At 43.0% G+C, this 19,166-nt stretch carries 19 protein-coding genes; 13 read left to right on the top strand and 6 right to left on the bottom strand.

What is annotated here, in order from left to right:
- The first annotated feature begins 114 nt into the window (after window positions 1-114).
- The 3 genes from L6442_RS32975 (at window position 115) to L6442_RS16235 (ending at window position 910) form a co-directional block, all read left to right on the top strand.
- The gene (locus tag L6442_RS32975) at window positions 115-240 is read left to right on the top strand and encodes an S-layer homology domain-containing protein (RefSeq protein WP_336513165.1); all 126 of its coding nucleotides are present in this window, start codon (window positions 115-117) and stop codon (window positions 238-240) included.
- The gene (locus L6442_RS16240; protein ID WP_237099943.1) at window positions 212-520 is read left to right on the top strand and encodes an S-layer homology domain-containing protein; all 309 of its coding nucleotides are present in this window, start codon (window positions 212-214) and stop codon (window positions 518-520) included. The genes L6442_RS32975 and L6442_RS16240 overlap by 29 nt, the downstream gene beginning before the upstream one ends.
- A 249-nt stretch (window positions 521-769) precedes the next feature.
- Window positions 770-910: a hypothetical protein gene (locus L6442_RS16235; protein WP_194231372.1), complete on the top strand. Its 141-nt coding sequence runs from the start codon at window positions 770-772 to the stop codon at window positions 908-910.
- A 331-nt stretch (window positions 911-1,241) separates the two neighbouring features.
- Here L6442_RS16235 and L6442_RS16230 read toward each other — a convergent pair whose 3' ends face one another.
- Window positions 1,242-1,517, bottom strand: coding sequence for a hypothetical protein (locus tag L6442_RS16230; RefSeq protein WP_212980674.1), 276 nt, complete (start codon window positions 1,515-1,517; stop codon window positions 1,242-1,244).
- A gap of 285 nt (window positions 1,518-1,802) precedes the next feature.
- On the opposite strand from L6442_RS16230, the gene L6442_RS16225 reads away from it, so the two are divergent.
- Window positions 1,803-2,453 (top strand): glycosyltransferase, encoded by a 651-nt coding sequence (locus L6442_RS16225; RefSeq protein ID WP_212980675.1) that lies wholly within the window; start codon window positions 1,803-1,805, stop codon window positions 2,451-2,453.
- Between the two features lie 410 nt (window positions 2,454-2,863).
- On the opposite strand, the gene L6442_RS16220 is transcribed toward L6442_RS16225, so the two are convergent.
- Window positions 2,864-4,483, bottom strand: a complete 1,620-nt coding sequence (locus tag L6442_RS16220; protein ID WP_212980676.1) for a GMC family oxidoreductase — start codon at window positions 4,481-4,483, stop codon at window positions 2,864-2,866.
- Window positions 4,484-4,773: 290 nt separating this feature from the next.
- On the opposite strand from L6442_RS16220, the gene L6442_RS16215 reads away from it, so the two are divergent.
- Window positions 4,774-5,193, top strand: coding sequence for a DUF1259 domain-containing protein (locus L6442_RS16215; protein ID WP_212980677.1), 420 nt, complete (start codon window positions 4,774-4,776; stop codon window positions 5,191-5,193).
- Window positions 5,194-5,244: 51 nt separating this feature from the next.
- Window positions 5,245-5,667 (top strand): DUF1259 domain-containing protein, encoded by a 423-nt coding sequence (locus L6442_RS16210; RefSeq protein WP_212980678.1) that lies wholly within the window; start codon window positions 5,245-5,247, stop codon window positions 5,665-5,667.
- 364 nt (window positions 5,668-6,031) lie between these two features.
- On the opposite strand, the gene L6442_RS16205 is transcribed toward L6442_RS16210, so the two are convergent.
- The gene (locus L6442_RS16205) at window positions 6,032-8,632 is read right to left on the bottom strand and encodes an efflux RND transporter permease subunit (RefSeq protein WP_237099942.1); all 2,601 of its coding nucleotides are present in this window, start codon (window positions 8,630-8,632) and stop codon (window positions 6,032-6,034) included.
- Between the two features lie 113 nt (window positions 8,633-8,745).
- Window positions 8,746-9,273: a TetR/AcrR family transcriptional regulator gene (locus L6442_RS16200; protein ID WP_212980680.1), complete on the bottom strand. Its 528-nt coding sequence runs from the start codon at window positions 9,271-9,273 to the stop codon at window positions 8,746-8,748.
- 253 nt (window positions 9,274-9,526) lie between these two features.
- On the opposite strand from L6442_RS16200, the gene L6442_RS16195 reads away from it, so the two are divergent.
- The gene (locus L6442_RS16195; protein WP_212980681.1) at window positions 9,527-10,918 is read left to right on the top strand and encodes an amino acid permease; all 1,392 of its coding nucleotides are present in this window, start codon (window positions 9,527-9,529) and stop codon (window positions 10,916-10,918) included.
- Window positions 10,919-11,037: 119 nt separating this feature from the next.
- Here L6442_RS16195 and L6442_RS16190 read toward each other — a convergent pair whose 3' ends face one another.
- Window positions 11,038-11,949 carry a helix-turn-helix transcriptional regulator gene (locus L6442_RS16190; RefSeq protein ID WP_212980682.1) on the bottom strand — a complete coding sequence of 304 codons (912 nt, stop codon included), beginning with the start codon at window positions 11,947-11,949 and terminating at the stop codon, window positions 11,038-11,040.
- A 100-nt stretch (window positions 11,950-12,049) separates the two neighbouring features.
- On the opposite strand from L6442_RS16190, the gene L6442_RS16185 reads away from it, so the two are divergent.
- The 3 genes from L6442_RS16185 (at window position 12,050) to L6442_RS16175 (ending at window position 14,724) form a co-directional block, all read left to right on the top strand.
- Window positions 12,050-12,514 (top strand): VOC family protein, encoded by a 465-nt coding sequence (locus L6442_RS16185; protein ID WP_212980683.1) that lies wholly within the window; start codon window positions 12,050-12,052, stop codon window positions 12,512-12,514.
- A 137-nt stretch (window positions 12,515-12,651) separates the two neighbouring features.
- Window positions 12,652-13,839, top strand: a complete 1,188-nt coding sequence (locus L6442_RS16180; protein ID WP_212980684.1) for an MFS transporter — start codon at window positions 12,652-12,654, stop codon at window positions 13,837-13,839.
- Between the two features lie 324 nt (window positions 13,840-14,163).
- The gene (locus L6442_RS16175; RefSeq protein WP_194231357.1) at window positions 14,164-14,724 is read left to right on the top strand and encodes a YdeI/OmpD-associated family protein; all 561 of its coding nucleotides are present in this window, start codon (window positions 14,164-14,166) and stop codon (window positions 14,722-14,724) included.
- A gap of 61 nt (window positions 14,725-14,785) precedes the next feature.
- On the opposite strand, the gene L6442_RS16170 is transcribed toward L6442_RS16175, so the two are convergent.
- Complete coding sequence (locus L6442_RS16170) at window positions 14,786-15,814, bottom strand: LacI family DNA-binding transcriptional regulator (RefSeq protein WP_212980685.1); 1,029 nt, start codon at window positions 15,812-15,814, stop codon at window positions 14,786-14,788.
- Window positions 15,815-16,161: 347 nt separating this feature from the next.
- On the opposite strand from L6442_RS16170, the gene L6442_RS16165 reads away from it, so the two are divergent.
- Genes L6442_RS16165 through L6442_RS16155 form a run of 3 tightly spaced genes read left to right on the top strand, consistent with a single transcriptional unit; the run spans window position 16,162 to window position 19,152 of the window.
- Window positions 16,162-17,358, top strand: coding sequence for an ABC transporter substrate-binding protein (locus tag L6442_RS16165; protein ID WP_237099941.1), 1,197 nt, complete (start codon window positions 16,162-16,164; stop codon window positions 17,356-17,358).
- 16 nt (window positions 17,359-17,374) lie between these two features.
- Entirely contained in the window at window positions 17,375-18,310 is a 936-nt protein-coding gene (locus L6442_RS16160; protein WP_237099940.1) for a carbohydrate ABC transporter permease, read from the top strand.
- Between the two features lie 17 nt (window positions 18,311-18,327).
- Window positions 18,328-19,152 (top strand): carbohydrate ABC transporter permease, encoded by an 825-nt coding sequence (locus L6442_RS16155; RefSeq protein WP_212980686.1) that lies wholly within the window; start codon window positions 18,328-18,330, stop codon window positions 19,150-19,152.
- The last annotated feature ends 14 nt before the right edge of the window (window positions 19,153-19,166 follow it).

The raw sequence follows: 19,166 nt of genomic DNA, 5'->3' as shown, positions 1-19,166 counted from the left end.
TCTTACATAGCATAATATTAGCCAAATGGCTTTTTGCAAAATGCGTGAACACGTGGGTATTCTTCCTTCATTTTATTATGCTTCTTCAGAAAGTGAACGGAAGAGGGACTCAAGCTGGAAAACGGAACAACGCCGTTCTCGGATGTAAAGACTTCGGATTGGTACAGCAGCGCGATTACCACGGCATATGCTTATCAACTGATCGACGGTTTTGAAAACGGTTACTTTTCGTCCGAATGACCGAATTACCCGGGAACAAGCGATGGTGATAATCGCCAAAGCGATGAAAATCACGGAACTGAAAGCCAAGCTTCCTGCCCAGGCGACAGAGGCAATGATTCGTCCGTACACAGATAAGGCAGATGCATCCGAGTGGGCGCAAAACAGCATAGCCGACGGTATTCAAGCAGGCATCGTATCGGGAAGAAGCAATAGCCTTCTCTCACCGAAGGCGTACATTACAAGAGCCGAAGTTGCAGCAATTATACAGCGACTCCTTCAGAAGTGTGACTTCATTTAATATCAGTGTCACCAGGAGGGTTATTCCGACAACAAGGGCCATATTCGGATGATGAGAGTTAGGAATGTATTTACGGCATAAACTAATCTCCGATTTCAAATACTACATTTAACTTTCGCAGCAAGAAATACGGTAAATAAACCTTGGCCCAAATTTGGCAACGAATACCTGCACCCTTTATCTGGAATAAGCATTAGGGTATGAAAACAGGGTCAGGCGCTCAAGTTATTTTGAATGGAGGTGAACGTCATGGCTGGAAGAAACAACAAACCGAAGAACAACGGACCTGCCTCTTCTCCTGGACGCCTGGATCAATTCGGTGAGAAGCTGACAGAAGATGAAGGAAATAAACCGATGAACCCGGGTAAAAACAGCGGAAAGAGCTGCTGAGTGACGAGCTTTAATTTTTTTTCGTAGAAACTTCAAAAAAGAAACAGGCCGCCGCCTTTTAACAACGGTTGCCGTTTCTTTTTTATTCGCTTAACAAAGAGATATTCGGGACTGAACAGAGCCTATACTGTATGGAAGATGCAGCGTATCGCCAGGTCTTCATAAGGTTAGGGTCACTATGTCACCAATCCAATGTTTATAAATGGTTGTTTCTAAGTCTGCCCCAATCCAAATTTTCCAAAAGCTTCATATACGCTCTTCAGATTTGTAAGGAATAGGAAGGTTCCATAAGCCATATTGTCCGAAATCGATTTTAATTGCTCCGCTTCAGTTAAATTAAAAACAAAAAGGCAAGTGTTCCTAAAGAGAGTGCTAAAGCGCCGGGGAAAAATTGAGAAATAGTAACCGCTTTTGATTTGGTTTCTGGTTTTGTTATTTTCGATCTACATGTTGCAGTTTGGGGACTTTTACCACCTAAAACTAAATGGCCGTCACGTACATCCGTGACTACACCGTAATAATAAGTCCCATTACATAGAACAGCACAAACTCTTTTACCCATATGTGGTCTTATAGTATCTTCTGAAATTGGATGAATGAATTGCAAAATTGATCCACCTCCATAAGAATTGGGTTAAATCCAATTTTATTATATGGGACTAAGCGTATTTATCTTGGACATTTTTACCATATTTTTATAATTAGGCGAGTACAACTCTGTATTGGAAGAGATTTGAAATTTGGGCATTTTACCCCCCAACATGCGTTTGTCCGAACAAAATAATGTTGTGACCGGAGAACACACTGTAATTAATCCTCTGTATAAAATCGGATACTTCACCCATAATAAGACAGCCCGTATTATTTCAGAGTTACAGAGGAGTAGATGAATATGAAAAATAAATGGTTGCTAGCGTTGCCGTTAACCCTAGCGCTTGTTATTAGCACGACGCCAGTAGCATCCGCGCAAGCGAAGGTAGATCAGGAGAAGGTTTTGGTTTGCCTCAGTCCCAAAATGGTGCAGCTGAAAACCGATATGCAGAAGGTTTGGATTGACCATACGATATGGACGAGAAGCTTTATTGTCAGCGCCGTTTCCAATCGACCGGATGTGAAGGACGTATTGGACCGGCTTTTGCGAAACCAGCAGGACATAGGCAACGTGATCAAGCCTTATTATGGAGAAGCCGCCGGCAATAAGTTGGCTGATCTTCTGAGAGAGCATATTCTGATCGCAGGGAAAATTGTAGCGGCGGCCAAAGCGGGAAATCAGGCGGATGTAAAAAAGTTAGAGGCGGATTGGCATAGAAACGCCGACGATATCGCCAAATTTTTAAGCGCAGCGAATCCGAACTGGCAGTTTAAAATGCTGCAAGATATGCTGTATACGCACCTTCAGTTGATTACGGAAATAGTCCTTGATTGTCTCAAAGGAGATTGGAAAGCGGATATTGCAGCAACCGACAAAAACGAGATCCATATGATTCATTTAGCGGATATCCTGACAGAAGGCATCGTCAAACAGTTTCCTGAAAAGTTTTAAACGAAAGCGATAGACGCTGCAAAGCAGAAAAGCTTTTTATACGCCCGAAAGGGTGGCTATGAAAAGCTTTTTTGTATGAGATATTATAAACCGGACTTTCGATTGAGCAGACCACCAAGCGATAATTATCATAAATTACAGGTTTGATCTCATCAAGGTTTTCAATATGCTCCCCGGCGACATAAACGGAGTAGGCTAATGCTTCCTGCTGGATACCTCTTTTCCTTATTCATTTCCAATTTTTAAATCCTAAATATAACATGTCCAACGAATTAAGTTCGTATAACTAAAGCGGTTTTTTCCATTTATCAAGCTAGGGTAAGCCAAGCAAGTAACTATTCCATTTATAGTAATGGGTTTTAACTATGAGAGGAAAACTTCATAAAGGGGCTGGATAGCCCCTTTGGAATTTACTCTTCCGTCCATTCTGTTCGCGTTCGCTGCTTTTTATTACGGGTTGTTTTTTTGCGTAATTGCTTCGCGATTGTATAGCCGATGAGATATGCAGCCGAAGAGGTGTTTCCATCGACTGTAAAAGGGATAATGGAAGCATCTGCAACGATCAAATCCTTGACCCCATGCACATTTCCCCTAGAATCAACGACTCCCCCTTTTGACAAAGGAGCCATTCGCAAAAACCCTTGCTGATGATGATTATGATCGAAATTTTCTTTAATGAATTCTTCGAGCTTCTCATCATCATCAATTATATCTAATGTAGGCGAGAGGAGCTGATATGAAGGATCGATTCGTGATAGCTCCTGAGCGATATTCTTGATATAAATTCGATAAATCCTTTTTACAGCCTCCATGTCGTCCGGATCAGAAAGAAATCCTTCGTCTGCCAATACAATGTTTAGCGGATCTTTGCTCTGTATGCGGATATTCCCTTTGCTCCTAGGCCGTAAATACAGAATCGCTATTGTCAATTGTTCATCGGCTCCGATACCGAGCAGTTGAACGGCCCGCTCTTCTGGATTATTACCGGATGGATCCGGTAGAAAAGCTCCTCCTGTATAAAGTGCATTAGAATCTTGGACAGGGAGGGGACGATCATTTGAATTGACAGCAAATACAGCGAAGTTTAACGTGTGATTTTTTAATCGCTGCCCTACGTTTGGATTATTAAAAACGACAGCGATACCTGACTTTTTTAACATTTTAGCGGATCCGATCCCGGACAGCATCAAGATCTGCGGGCTGTTGATTCCTGCCGATAAGATAACCTTTTTACGCGAATACGCACGGGTGCATTTACCATCCTTCAAAAATTCAATTCCAATGGCACGTTTGCCGGAAAAGAGAATCCGAAGAGCCGTTGTCCTGAACAATACGGTTAGTTTACGATTATTAACCCCTACGCCTGAAGGCGTCATAATATCCGAAGATAAAAAGGCTGTAGATGAGCTTTCCCTAAGGCCGTCAGGTTGTTGGTATAATTGCCAGCGTGTGAACGGTCCAAGGGGGGTATCAGGATCATTATAGTCAAGAATTATAGGATAACCTGAAGCCCGCTCGATTGCCGTTGCCAATTTTTGAGCCATTGATGTTGGATTTTCGGGCGCTTGCCTGATATCCACTCTTCCTTTATAACCATGCGCAGCCCGATTTGTCGTTGATCCATTGAAATTTTCCAACTGTTTGAAACGCCGTATGGCTTTATCAGGTGACCATAGAGGCCCAAGCAGTCTTTCCCATTTTTTGAGTACAGCTGCTGTCGGACGCACATATTGCTCTCCATTTATAGAAGACCCGCCTCCTGAGAGACGTCCCGTAGTCCACTCGAATGTGCGGCCATCCAGGCCTTCTAGGGGAACACCTTCACCTTGCCAAAAATAATTTGGGGAAAAGCTTTCTTCAAGTTCCGGTGCAAAAGTGGAATCCTTGATCGGTTTATCTTTATCATGGTTTCCCCCCGCTTCCAAGACAAGTACGGAGGTTCGTTTGTCGTCAGAAAGCGTCTTCGCGATGACAGAACCTGCCGGACCCGTGCCAACAACAATGTAATCATAAGTTAAGTTCTTTTTCATTAGGGCTCTCCCTTTAGTAAACTAATGTAGAATATTATGTCGTTCTGAAAAAGGTGCCTATTTCTGCACCAGACCTGCTCATCAAACCGGGAAGAATGCGACTCTATCTTCTGGTCCCAAATGACTAGTCCCCTTATTAAATAAAGGTACACTGACGAGCAAATCTCTAAATAGAGCTGTATTCCGCTTAGGCTCTTTTACAAATAGTTTTTATAATATGAATAGTCATCCAAGTCCGTTTATATCTTTCGTCATAGGATAAACCGAACATGATGAAAGGGAGGATTTATATGGCACAACAAGTGAAGGTAAGCCCACAATTCAAAAAGCTTTGTACTCAATTTGGAAGAATATTAGGCGGCGTATCGGAGGTTGATGAAGGTCCGGTTTGTTTTGTCACGCGGATGACGAACCTAAGGGAAACGATCTTGGGAAGAAGAACGCGTTCCCCATTAGTCCAAATGCAAATGTTTTCGTTTGAATCTCTTGATAAGTCGGGTCGCGCGCTTTGTTTGGGTGAGACTGCCGTACACCAAAATCAGGTTAATCGACTGATATCGAATCTTCGTAAACGCGGGATTAAAGTGACTGCGGTCCATAATCACTGGCTAAATGAAAACCCCCGGTTAATGTATATGCATTGGGAAGCCACTATGAATCCTGTCGTGTTTGCTAGAAGAACCAAAGAATCCATCGCATTCTTAGGTTGATGCGGCCCGAATTGAAGGTGTAACGATCATTTAATGAAAGGATGATAATGTATGTCTGAACAAGCTAAAGCAAGTCCCCGCTTTATAAAACTATGTAATCAATTTTCAACCATTTTAGGTGGAACAGAGCATTCCATTACAAAAGGTCCGGTTTGTTTCGTTACCAGAAATAGGAAATTTAGAGCATCTGTTTTAGGAAAACGTACCACATCCCCATTGATCCGTTATCAGCTGTTCTCGTTTGAATCATTGGACAGTTCAGGACGCGCACTCTGTTTAGGGGAAACGGCTCTCTTCCAAAACCAAGTGAATCGATTACTGTCAAATCTTCGAAAAAACGGGATTAAAGTAACGGCTGTTCATAATCACTGGCTGTTTGAGGAACCTCGTCTTATGTATATTCACTGGGAATCGATCGATAATCCCGTTGATTTTGCAAGAAAAGTAAAACGCTCTATTGCTTTTTTGGGTTAAGGTTTAAATTCAGCTTTTTGTATCAAATCGCATCATAAGGAAAAGATAAGTTTTACGAAACATTCGGATTCAAAGACCATTCGCCTGGAATGACAGGGATGTTTATGGTCATGGACAATTAGTTGATAATGCAAATAAGAAAAACGTCTATCGACGTACTTTCTAGGAAGACAGACCGCATTTAGCGGATGTTTTTCTTGCGATTATAGAATTGTTCAGCGTAGCAAGAAAATTTATAAATTCTATAATCTTCAAAAAGAGGCGGCTACGATAAGCCGCCTCTTTAAATTTTGTTAATCGATATTTATATTGTAAACTACGAATGGGTAAATGGGACAATCTGTAATAGTTTTTATTTACTTCATCACCGTTTAGATCTTTTCTTTTTGCGAAATAAAATGATGATAGCAGGTAAGATCGTTATGGCACAGATCAAGGAATACAGTGTGTCGATAACCGTTGTTATCCCAAATGATCGGAGTACAGGGAAGCTTACAAATAGTAAAGTAGAGAACCCGATCATAACGGTTAGGCCGGATACAGTAATCGCTTGCCCAACTTTGGATAAGGATACGGTTATCGCTTCTTTTGTAGATAATCCTTTCGATTTTTCTTCTCGATATCTTTCCATGATCAGAATTGTGAATTCGGTTCCTATGCCTAGGACTAAACAGCTTAGCGCAATTGTAAGCGGGTTATAGGATAGGTCCAATACATGCAGGGTACCTGGCGAAAATCCAAGGACTAAGACAATAGGCAGTAAAGAATAAAGGGCGTATTTCAAACGTCTATAGACCAATAATAAACCTATGAAAATAATCGATAAACCTGTAATCGTGATTAAGTTATGATTCGCACTCACATTATCTATCCCATGCAGCATCATGACTTGAGTACCAACTGGGCTCACCTTAATCCCGTCGCTGGCATCAATATGTTGTGTAATGGTATTCATTAGCGCCAACTGCTCAGACGATGCCAAATCTTTATTTATTTTAAACTGGATCGTCGCATAATGCTTGTTTGTAGTAACGATAGATTTCAGCAGAGTAGGAGGCATCTGCTCAATTAGATTCGCAATTTCTTTTTGGTCATTGGGTAAATCGCGATTTCCATTCATTTGAAGCATGAGCTTTGGTAAGCTAGTTACTCCTTCCACATCTTTATATTGAGTCACAACCTTGTTTTCAAAGCGATTCATCCAATTCAACGTATCCGGATCGGTTACATCTTTCGCTTCGACCAAATACGTAATATAAATTGTAGAGCCTACAACGTCTTGCAGGGAATTTGTATCTTTCAATGCCTTCAAATCCTGCGGGATCATTTTCATCAAGTTCGTTTCTGTCGGTATAGATGACTCCGTGGAGAAGCCGATGACAGATAGAATCAAAGCCACGAGTATAATGGGAACAGGCATTTTGCCCACCCAATGGGTATATTTTTCGAGAAATCGCGATAGCCACGTACTATCTTTTACTGATTTCACTGGTTTCGTATGCTTATGATCCAGTAAATGAAAGGTCGAGAACAGCAGACAGATCTCTATGATATAGCAGAACATGACACCAATCGCTAACGTTAAGCCGAATTGCTGCATCATCGGAGCTTTGGACAGCAGCATCGTTAAAAAGCTTAAGGACATAATAAATACGGCAATACCAACGGACGGCCCCATATGCTTGATGGATTTCGCAACGGCTGCTGTCGCATTATAATTGCTAATTTTCAGTTCCTCTTCATATCTATTGTGGAATTGAACGCCGAAGTCGGTTCCCAGTCCAATGATGATGGGCAGTGTAGCCATGGTGGCAACTGTGATCGGGAGACCGGCCCACCCCATAAATCCGAACGTCCATATTAAACCAACTAATACGAATGCGAGCGACAAAACCCTTCGGCGAACCGGGAAGACAAGGAATAACACGACAATCATTAATACCACGGCTATTGCAAGCATGATTGCCATGGTGGATATTACTTCATCCTTCACCTCGCCTAGAACGACCGGCATGCCGCCGGCTTTGACGGTAATCTTCGATTCGAAATTGCTGCTATCAATCAGTTGATTGAGTTCTCGATTGATACGTGAATAGGTGAGGATGTCTGTATTTTTGGATGTATTCAGTACGATTAAAATATGTTTGCCATTATCGGGGATCATAGTCATAAGTTGAGAAGGAATTTTCCCCTTATCTGAAAATACGAGCTGCTGCAGCAAATTGTCATCCATATCTTGCACAGCAGGCAATGCTTGAACTACTTGGCTGGCCATAGCCGATTGTTGCTGCGGCGTAAGCAAGCCTTGAGCGTAGATCGCAATCGCATCGTTTTGCTGTTTGGTAAGAAGACCGTTTAGAATGGCGTTTTGCTGTCCAACAGTATTCTTCTCACCAAGATTGGCCATTTTTGCCGCGAGCTGTTGTTGTTGATTCTTTGTTAATTGGCTGAGCGTGTAATTTTGCAGATCTGTTCGCTGCTGATCTGTTAAGTTCTTCATCATGGATTGCTGAATGGACCGCTGATCCTGCTCGCTGATGGCAGCCATGATCGTGTTAAGCAGCTTTGAACGACTCGCTTCATCTTCACCCAAAGGCAGGGAAGGATGCTCCATAGCAAGCATTTCATTCATTAAGCTAATATAGTGCATGCTGCCTGTAATATCCTCGATTTGACCGGCTTTCTGGGCGAAGCGAACGATTTCCTGTGAAGTTCTTTGAGAGATGAGAACTTTCGGATCGCCGCTGATCATGATGAAGATCGATTCCCCGCCAAATTGCTCCTGATAGGTTGTCGTGCGTTTGAATACATCAGACGCTTCATTTACGAATACATTGTTGCCCATTTGCATCTCAAGCTTCGGAAGACCTAAAGAACAAAACACGGTCAATATCGTGATCACGATGATCGTGAGTTTGGAACGTCGTATGATGAAATCTCCGAATTTTGTAAATAATCTCTCCAACTCATGCTCCCCCTTCATTAGTGTATGACGAATATAGCAGAGGGGCAGTGGGGATACGACATTCAATTTGAGATATATGATTCAAAATGAGACATTTGTCGCAAATTGTGTTGTTATTCCATTAATTTCTGGAGCGTTTCAGTTAATTCTTGTTTCGAAATTTTGTAATTTCCATCAACCCAATTCTTAAATATCTCGATCAGGCCACTCATGTAAAAGTCGCATGCAAGCTTGGAGTAGTTGGAATGGCGAATTTTTTTGGAGATCGGATCATCCATTACTTTTGAATTTTCCATCAAAAATCTGCTTCCTATTTTGACCAATTCATTGTATACATCATTCGTAATGTTAAGAAACGGTTGTTTGTGTTCATCTACATAATCCAGTATTTGTTCATAGAAGGCATGTGACGACTCGTGATTACTATTCACATTCTGAAAAAGATCATTTCCAATACTGGTTGTCACTTGGCTAAGCAAATCGTACTTGTCTTCATAGTAACGATAGAAGGTACTGCGGTGGATAAGCGATTTTTCGCAAATATCATAGATTGTAATGGATGAAAAACTCTTTGTCTCTAGCAGTTCCATAAATGCATTGGTAATATCGCGCTTTGTGCGTATATTTGAATTCCTGGTCATGATGGGCATCCTTTCCGACAGGGAGTGAAAAATGAATTTACGGGACAATACATTTATTATGAAGATGGATTCCAGCGGACACAAGCTGTCCCTTTGTAGTTTACCAAATGAATATCATTGTTTTCATAGAAACTAGATACTAAAATAAGATTAGCGCTTACAAAATAAAATTGGCGTCTACTTTATCATTGTGAGATTCTGCAACTTGTTCAAATGAACACCTAAAAGAAAAGTAGCAGAGGGGGAAACTGCAATGGAAAACAATGAATTAAAGAGGGGGCTCGGAGCCCGTCATATTCAGATGATTGCTTTGGGCGGCACAATTGGTGTCGGGTTATTTATGGGCTCTGCAAGCACGATCAAATGGACGGGTCCATCGGTGATGCTTGCGTATGCAATTGTGGGGATTTTTATATTTTTCATCATGCGCGCAATGGGAGAAATGCAGTACGTAGAACCAAGCACGGGGTCATTTGCGACCTTCGGCCATAAGTACATTCATCCTTTGGCAGGGTATATGACGGCTTGGAGCAACTGGTTTCAATGGGTTATTGTCGGGATGGCGGAGATCATTGCCGTTGGGACATATATGAAGTACTGGTTCCCGGATTTGCCTGCTTGGATTCCAGGGATCATCGCCATGGTGATTCTCGGCGCAGCCAACCTATTTTCTGTGAAATCATTTGGCGAATTTGAGTTTTGGTTTGCGATGATTAAAATCGTAACCATCGTATTGATGATCGTTGCGGGATTTGGCCTGATTTTCTTCGGAATTGGCAACGGCGGGAATGCGATCGGATTTTCCAACTTATGGCAGCATGGAGGCTTTTTTACCGGTGGATGGTCGGGCTTTTTCTTTGCTCTCTCGCTGGTGACTGCGGCCTACCAAGGTGTCGAACTGATCGGGATTACAGCAGGTGAGGCAAAAAACCCGCAAAAAACGTTAATGAGGGCGACCCAAAGTATTATATGGCGGATTTTGATCTTCTATATTGGCGCGATTTTTGTGATTGTAACGGTCTACCCTTGGAATCAATTGCAAGCCATCGGGAGCCCGTTCGTTGCAACATTTGCTAAAGTCGGCATTACTGCAGCGGCGGGGATCATCAACTTTGTCGTCATCACCTCTGCCATGTCGGGTTGTAATAGCGGGATTTATAGCGCAGGACGCATGCTTTATACATTAGGAGTCAATGGACAGGCACCGAAGATATTTACGAAACTGTCCCATAGCGGAGTGCCCCTGCTGGGAACAATTGGCGTGCTCGTGGGATTAGGCATTGGCGTAATCTTAAGTTATATTGCACCGGAAAATCTGTTTGTGCACGTGTACAGTGCCAGCGTACTTCCCGGTATGGTGCCGTGGTTTGTCATTCTAATCAGTCAAATCAAATTCAGAAAAATCAAGGGGGATACACTAACTCATCATCCGTTCAAAATGCCTTTCGCCCCAGTGACAAACTATCTGACCATCGCCTTTTTGCTTATGGTACTGGCAGGCATGTGGATGAACAATGATACGCGCATCCCCCTGATTATCGGCATTGTTTTCTTAGCTATTGTTGTGATTAGTTATTACGCTTTTGGGATTGGAAAGGCCGTTCCAATAAGTACGCAATCAAATCATGAAAATAGCAAAAAATGAATTGGCAAAATATCCATTTGATTAAACCAATAAACATCCCACTCTCACCAACAGAGAAATGGGATGTTGTTTTTTTCAATTAGGGGTCCTGCCAATATTTTAAGGTTAAACGGGGTCTTTTAAGAATATTTCTCTATCATTTTATTTAAATAATCCCGAAAGTCTTCGACATATGTTTTGGGCTCTACTATTTCTAGATTTGTACCGAAACTAGCTAAAAATTGAAACCCTATACTGTTTTGAGGAACATAGATTGTTGCCAAGAAAAGTTCAGAACTATAGTCTTCGATACTCTTCCGACCGTACCTTTCAATGAAATGATCTTTTATGCTGGGCGAGATCAACGCCTTTACAGCGACTAGTTCCGGTTGATAACTTGCTTCAAGTTTTTGTTCCGATAAATAATCTCTAGGGTTAAATGTCTTTTCATCTATATGAAGATGATCAATCCGGGATAATTTAAAAGTTCTATATCTCTTACGATGCAAACAGAATCCTTTCAAATACCAACTCGTTTCACTAAAATGGAGCTGATATGGCTCGACCGTTCTATTCGTTACCATGCCATTTTTATCAATATAATCAAATGAAATGAACCTTCTCGCTAATATTGCTTCCTGACATGTCTTCAAGGTTTGAAGAATTTCAGACCGGCCCTCCCAATCATAAAATGACAGTTGGATTGAACCTTTCGAAGCTAATGGGCTAACCATGGCTTCTATTTTTTTAATCGTCACTTCAACTTCTTCACTAATTAGGATTTGTTCCAATCCGCCGAGCGCAGTTAATATATTCTCTAGGTCGGAGCTGCTTAAAAGACGTTTATCCACCTTGTATTCATCCATAATACCGTAGCCGCCGTTGACTCCATTGACAGCATAGATAGGAATGTTTGATAAACTTAGTGTTTCCATATCTCGAAGAATCGTTCTTTTGGAAACGTCAAATAATTGTGCGAATTCTGTGGTTGAAACAACATCCTTTTTCAGCAATATCATGATGATGGATATTAATCTCTCAACCTTTTCCATATGTTCTCCTTCTATTCTGCATTTATTTTTAAACGGTGACATACAGATGTCACCTCTTATTCATTATACTACATATATCACAAGAAGGAGGTTTTACTTTATGTCAGCTGTTGTCTATTTAAACTTTGATGGGGTTGCAGAACAAGCGATTGATTTTTATGCGGAGGCTTTGAATGCGAAAGGAGTTAAAAAAGTTAAATTTAAGGACATCCCGCAAGATCCAAACTACCCGTTGCCGGAAAATGAGTTGAATATGATCATGGAGTCTTCAGTAGAATTTGCAGGCGGGAAAATCATGATGTCGGATGTTCTACCTTCGATGAAGAGTGTAATGGGCGAGTTGGTTAAAGGCAATAATATGCTGATTAGTATCGTTAATGATGATAAACAGACACTGGAAAATTACTTTTCTAATTTGTCTGTGGGTGGTTATGTGATCATGCCGTTATCCGATACGCCTTGGTCTTCGTGTTTTGGAATGCTGGTTGATAAGTATGGAGTCTCCTGGAAATTTAATAGTGACGCAGATAAGTTTCTTGATAACGTAATTTCAAACAAACAGTAACTCATTCTAAAAAAATGGTCTTGCAATTGAAGGCCATTTTTTTAATGTATCCTTTATCTGAAAAAGGTATATCTGGATACATTTAGATGATCGGTGTGTGGCGAGTTAATATAACGCAAACCAATGGAGGCACTTCTATGAAAAATATTCACTCTTCGCTAATCTTTTTTCTTGCTTTGGGTATATTTGGCATCATTACAACGGAAATGGGCATCATCGGAGTTCTTCCCCAAGTCACTCAAAAATTTCATATAACTCCCTCGCAGGCTGGGTACCTTGTAAGCGCCTTTGCTTTAATTGTTGCTATTTCAGGCCCATTTCTGACGTTACTCGCATCCGGTACGAATCGAAAAGTTATTTTGCTAGCCGCTATTCTTATGTTCGCCATCTCTAATATTGTGTACGCCTATACTACCAGGTTCGAAGTTATGTTGGCTTTCCGGATTGTTCCTGCTCTTTTCCATCCTATTTTTTTCTCGATTGCGCTTACGACCGCCGCCAGCCTTGTTCCTCCCGAAAGGAGCGGCAAAGCGGTCACCCAAGTTTTGGCCGGAGTAACCGTTGGATTCGCTTTTGGTGTGCCGATTACATCATATCTCGCCACAAAAATCTCACTGGGAGCTGCTTTCCTGTTTGGAGCTATGGTGAGCGTGATTGCTTTTGTAGGCATACTTGTCCGGCTTCCTTCTATGCCTGTTAGGGAAAGAATGTCTTTCGGCAAGCAACTCGGCATATTGCGCAAACCTCAATTGTGGTTAACGATCCTGATCGTTGTGATGATCTTTACAGCCATGAGTTCAGTGTATAGCTACTTTGCCGAATATCTCGGAGAAGTCACCCATATGAACGGTACATGGATTAGCGTGATGTTGATGATCTTTGGTGTCACCATGATTGTAGGGAACTTTTTATTCGGGTACTTTTTAAACAAAAATATGACAAAAACAGTTATCTTGTTTCCACTCGTATATGCGGTCATTTACTTCTTCACTTATTATTTTGGTTCTTATTTTTGGCCGATGGCGATCATCGTATTTGTTTGGGGAGCTGTGCATTCCGGGGGACTTATTCTAAGTCAAGCCTTGTTGATGATTGATGCGAAAGAAGCTCCCGAATTTGGGAACAGTTTATTTGTATCCTTTTCGAATGTTGGCATTACGGTAGGGACATTGATCGGTGGCTTGTTTATTTCTCAATTGGGTGCGCATCAGCTTATCTGGAGCGGTATAATGCTTTTGTTGATTGCTTTCTTACTGATCATGCTAAAAATAGCAATTACCAAATCAAATGTCGAGGAAGCAAACATGAACTACCGCAGAGAATGAGTGCATAACGAAAATAGTCGGTAATCTTGTTTATAAACTTGAGGAATCGACTTTATTACTGCTTTACATTTTTTAGCTTGCTATATAAGTTGAACTAAAGAAAATGAAAAGGGACAGGCAAGAGGGGGAAAGATTTACGGAGAAGCGGAGCGTTCGCCTTTGTGAGCGGATTTCTACCTAAGATAGGTTCCAATCATAGAAATCTGGGAGCAACAGCGATCGATAGAACATTTCACCCGGCTGCCTCCTTCCGTTCATAATCATTGGTTCAACTTATATAGTATGGGAAATATAATCAATTATGAAAGGATTATTGTATTATCTATGGAAATTGAAAATTTAATTCCAGTGAAAACGAGAGGAGATTTGAGGATTTGGCTGCAGGAAAAAGGTCAGATTGAAAAGTACTGCTGGGTATTGGTTAGTATGAAGCCTACCCCTGATATGTTGTTATATTTGGATGCGGTCGAGGAAGCTTTGTGCTTTGGATGGATCGATGGAGTCAAAAAGAAAATATCCGAAACTCAGCTGGCGCAGAGACTGTCTCCCAGAAGTAAAAAAAGTTCTTGGACGGAATTAAATAAAGAACGTGTCCGCCGGCTCGAAAAGCTGGGGTTGATGAGTGAGGAGGGAAGAAAGGTACTTCCTGATATGGATCAAGATTCTTTTAGAATTGATAAGGAGATAGAGCAAAGGTTAAAAGAAGACGAGCAAGTATATGAGAATTTCTTGGCTTTTCCGGATCTTTATAAAAGAGTTCGGATCGACACGATACAGAGCGTTAAAAATCAACCGGAATTATTTAAGAGCAGATTAGACAAATTCATAACAAACACGAGAGAAAACAAAATGTACGGACAATGGAATGACAATGGGGCCCTGTAGCCGTAGCGAAAACCACCCGTTCTGAAAACGGGTGGTTTTGATTGTGTGATCTCTTCTAGTCTTATAGCTGCCTTGATACGCGCCCGCTTGACTGTCGGAACATTGGCTCATACGGCAGCAAAATTTTGATAGGCAGCGGATACGGGGAGAAAATGCACTGCAGCATCGTTTTGGCTGCAACAACTCCGATCTCGAATGTCGGGATATGGATGGTCGACAGCGGCGGCACCGTATAGCGGGACGGCTCGTTGTCGTCAAAACCGACAATGGCGAAGTCCTGCGGGATCCGGTAGCCTTTTTCCGAAATGGCTCGCATCGCAGCCATGGCCATAATATCGCTGGCAGCGAAAACGGCTGTCGGAAGCCTTCCCGGGGGCTGGTCGAGGAATTTAAGCATAAGCTGGTAAGCATTGTCCGGTTCCCACTCTGCATTAAGCACATGCTGTGAATGTATAGGGAGACCTGCCTGCTCCAGTGCGGTCTTGTAGCCGCGGTACCGCTTTTCACGCTCAAAGTTGCCGGAGAGGCCGGTTCCACCGATGAATATAATATCGCGGTGCCCTTGGTCGATCAGATGCGCAACGGCCAGACGGGCTGCTTCAACCCGGTCGTAAGAGATCGTTGGAATGCCCGGGTCGGACACATCGATACCGACGATATGTTTGATGTGTTTTTTTATGTGATCGTAAATTTGTTTGTCAATGCCTTCAATCAGAATGATCCCCTCGATCTGCGGATCCTCCGTAACTTCCCGCAAAATCTCCGGTCTTTTCAGATCCTCCTGAGTACGGGTAAAAGCGATTTTGTAGCCATTTCTTGTCAATTCCTTGTCAATTCCATCGAGAATAACGGAGAAGTAGGGATGGTAATATCGATCCTGCATCGTCGATACGATGCAACCGATTCCCTTGACCGCCGAAGCGGGTTCTTGAGCGCTCGATTTGATGGGATAACCTAGATCCCTGGCGACATCCCAGATTTTTTGCTTGGTTTGGCTGTTGACCGAGCGGTTGGATTCATTGGCCAGCACGCGGGACACGGTGGAAATGGAAACACCGACGCGTTCAGCTATATCTTTTAATGTGGGCATAATGGATAACCTGCCTTTTCACGATGTCAGTCATATTTATTTCCTAATTTTGGCGATAAACCCCCACATCCTATGATAAGTAAAAAGAGGAGCAAGGTCAACTACGTTTTGCGCAAAAATATAGAAAAAATAGATTGTATTTGCGGCAAATATATGAAATAAAACGATTGACTGGCTCCAATGAATGCGCTATATTTTTTCATGTAGACATGAAGAGCTTGGAGATGATGTTGAAACAAGGATTAAAAGGAGGAGGAATGATGCGTTTCGCGAGGATTGCGGCAATAATCATGTGTTTTTGCATTGTTTTTGCAATTTCAGGATGTTCGGGTGGAGGCAACACAGACTTGGCTGCTGGCAAAGGCAAGGTTAAGCTGGTTTTCTGGGCCCATCAGGAAGACGCTTTTGTCGAAGCATACAAGAGGCTCATTAAAGCCTACCAAAGGGAACACCCCGACATAGAAATCAAATTTCAGTCTTTTCCTTATGACATTTACAACCAGAAATTAAAGGCTTCCTTCTCGGCGAGGACCCCTCCCGATATCGCTGAAATGTTCGGTACATGGGTGCCCGAGTATTCGCGGAATGGGGCACTTGCGGAGCTTCCGAACGGAGAAGAACTGAGCAAGGAGTACTACCCGGCTCCGATCGGCGGCTACATGTTGAATGGCAAACTGTATGGTTTGCCGATGGAGTACAACATCGAGAACGGCGGCATGCTCATTCATCCACAGATGCTGAAGGAGAAGGGAATCGACCGACCGCCCGCTACATGGGACGAACTCGTTGACGCAGCGAAGAAGTTGACTGTGCGAGACGGCAAAGACATTAAAGTGAAAGGTTTCGACTTTGCATCCTTAGATAATATCACCTTTACGTTTCTTTCGCTTATTTTGCAGCAGAATGGCGATTTCTGGGGAGAAAACGATCATGTAAATTTCCAAACCCCGGAAGCGGTCAAGGCGATGACGGTACTTAAGACGCTTGTCGCCGACGATAAAGTGACGGATTTGACAACCTTGGGCAGCCAGTTGGACACCTCGGATTACTTTTTTCAAGGTAAATCCGCTATGACTTACCGCGGGCCATGGACGATCGCGGCGGGTTTGAACAACTATCAGGTGAAGGATTTTGATTATGTGCCCATACCGTCGTTCACCTCGGAGAAACCGGTCTTTGCAGCGGAATCTGGTTGGGGGGCGGTTGTCGCTGAAAAAAGCAAAGCGAAAGCGGAAGCGCTCGATTTCATTCAATTTATGGCACAGAAGGATCATCTTAAAGCATGGAATCTCGATACCTTCACGGTTCCGGCCAAGAAGGAGGTTGCCGCCGACCCGGAATTCGTCAAGGGAAATCCGTATATGAAAACATCGCTCTCCATCCTTCAGTACGGTCAATGGATCGGTCCTATAGCGGACCGCAATTATTTCTTCAAGCAAGTGAATGACCATTTTCAATTGATCGCGATGGGGAAGGAAAGCGTGGAAGACGGTCTCAAAACCATGGAGAGAGCGATTAACGATAGTCAGGACAACCATAAATGATCGGAGTGTCTGGAAAATGAATGAAGCGACCGTAATGAGCGATAACAAGCGGGCAGGATTACAAAAGAAGCCTGTCCGATTCCGGAACGAACGACGGTTTGTATTCGCTTTCTTAACGCCTGTACTGCTGTTGTTCGGCGTATTTGCTTTCCTGCCCATTGCATGGGGCCTGATTTTGTCCCTATTTCAATATAACCCGATGAGCGATCACGGCCGGTTTGTCGGGGTGGCGAATTATGTGCGAATGTTTACGGACGAGGTTGTCCTTAAATCGCTATGGGTCACATTCAAATTCGTCTTCATCACCGTAATCTCCAATCTTGTCATTACGCTTTTGATTGCGATGGCCATTCAGCGAGTGCGGGTACGCTGGCTCAAGGATTTCTTCCGCTCCGTATTTTTTCTTCCGACCATTGCTCCTCTCGCCGGGACGGCGATCGTCTGGAGCACGATGTTTAGCTACCAGAACGGCTTGTTCAACATGATACTCGAACAGTTTCACATCGCACCCGTTCAATGGTTGAGCGACCCGCATTATGCTCTGCTTTCGGTCATCATAATGACGTTGTGGGCGGATATCGGCTACAATATCGTCCTCTTTATGGCGGGCCTTGATTCGATCCCGGATATGTACTATGAAGCCGCCATTTTAGATGGGGCGAATCGCTGGCATTTGTTCCGCCATGTGACACTGCCGCTGTTAAGCAGATCGACGTTATTCGTCACGATTACAACCGTTATTTCTTATTTTCAGGCATTTCCGCAGTTCCAGATCATGACCAAGGGCGAGCCTTTCAATGAAACGAGGGTACTTGCGCTGGAAATTTACGATCAAGCTTTTTCCAATTCGAATATGGGCTATGCTTCGGCTTTGGCCACCTTGTTCCTCGTTATTATTTTAGTTGTCACTTTGCTGCAGATGAAATGGAGCCGCACGCAGTGGGAATATTGACAGGAGGCTGAAAACGTATGCATCGTAAAAATGTATGGCTTGATACTACCGTCACGATCATGCTCGTGGTGGCGGCCTGTATCATGCTAGTCCCTTATCTGTGGATGGTGCTATCATCGTTTAAGGGCAATATGGACATCATGTCGGGCTCAAGCGGCTTCTGGCCTAAGCATCCCAGCCTGGACGGCTATCGTACGGTGCTGCAGGATGCCCCGTTCGGCACTTGGCTCTTGAACAGCGCCGTCACTTCGGTCATCATCACGGCCGTTACGCTGTTCACAAGCGCACTTGCCGGATATGTTTTCGCCAAACATCAGTTTCGGGGCAAACGAATCTGGTTTCTTCTCATCCTGGGGACGATGATGATTCCGTTTCAAGTCATTATGATTCCGACATATTTAATTACGGCCAAGCTTGGGATTGTCAACAATCTATCCGCGATCATTTTGCCGAATCTCGTCAGCTCTTACGGCGTGTTTCTGGCAAAGCAGTTTATTGAGGAGATTCCCAACGATTTGCTCGAGGCCGCCAGGCTGGATGGGGCTGGCGAGCTGAAGTTGATGGTCCGCATTATCGCACCGCTTATTTTACCGATGTTGTCTGCGCTTGGCATATTCACATTTATGAATGCGTGGAACAACTACTTATGGCCGCTGATTGTGTTAAACGATACCGAAAAAATGACGGTTCCGCTGGCGCTGGTCTATTTTAACGGCACTCATATCGTCAATTACAATGTCGTCATGTCGGCAGCTGTCTTAATTACGATTCCCGTCATCATCGTGTTTCTTATTTTCCAAAAGCAGTTCGTTAAAGGTTTGACGATGACCGGCATGAAATAAAAAAATATGGAGAG

The organism is Paenibacillus azoreducens (assembly GCF_021654775.1).
GTDB classification, from domain to species: domain Bacteria; phylum Bacillota; class Bacilli; order Paenibacillales; family Paenibacillaceae; genus Paenibacillus_AQ; species Paenibacillus_AQ azoreducens.
This window is presented reverse-complemented; position numbering and strand designations above follow the sequence as displayed.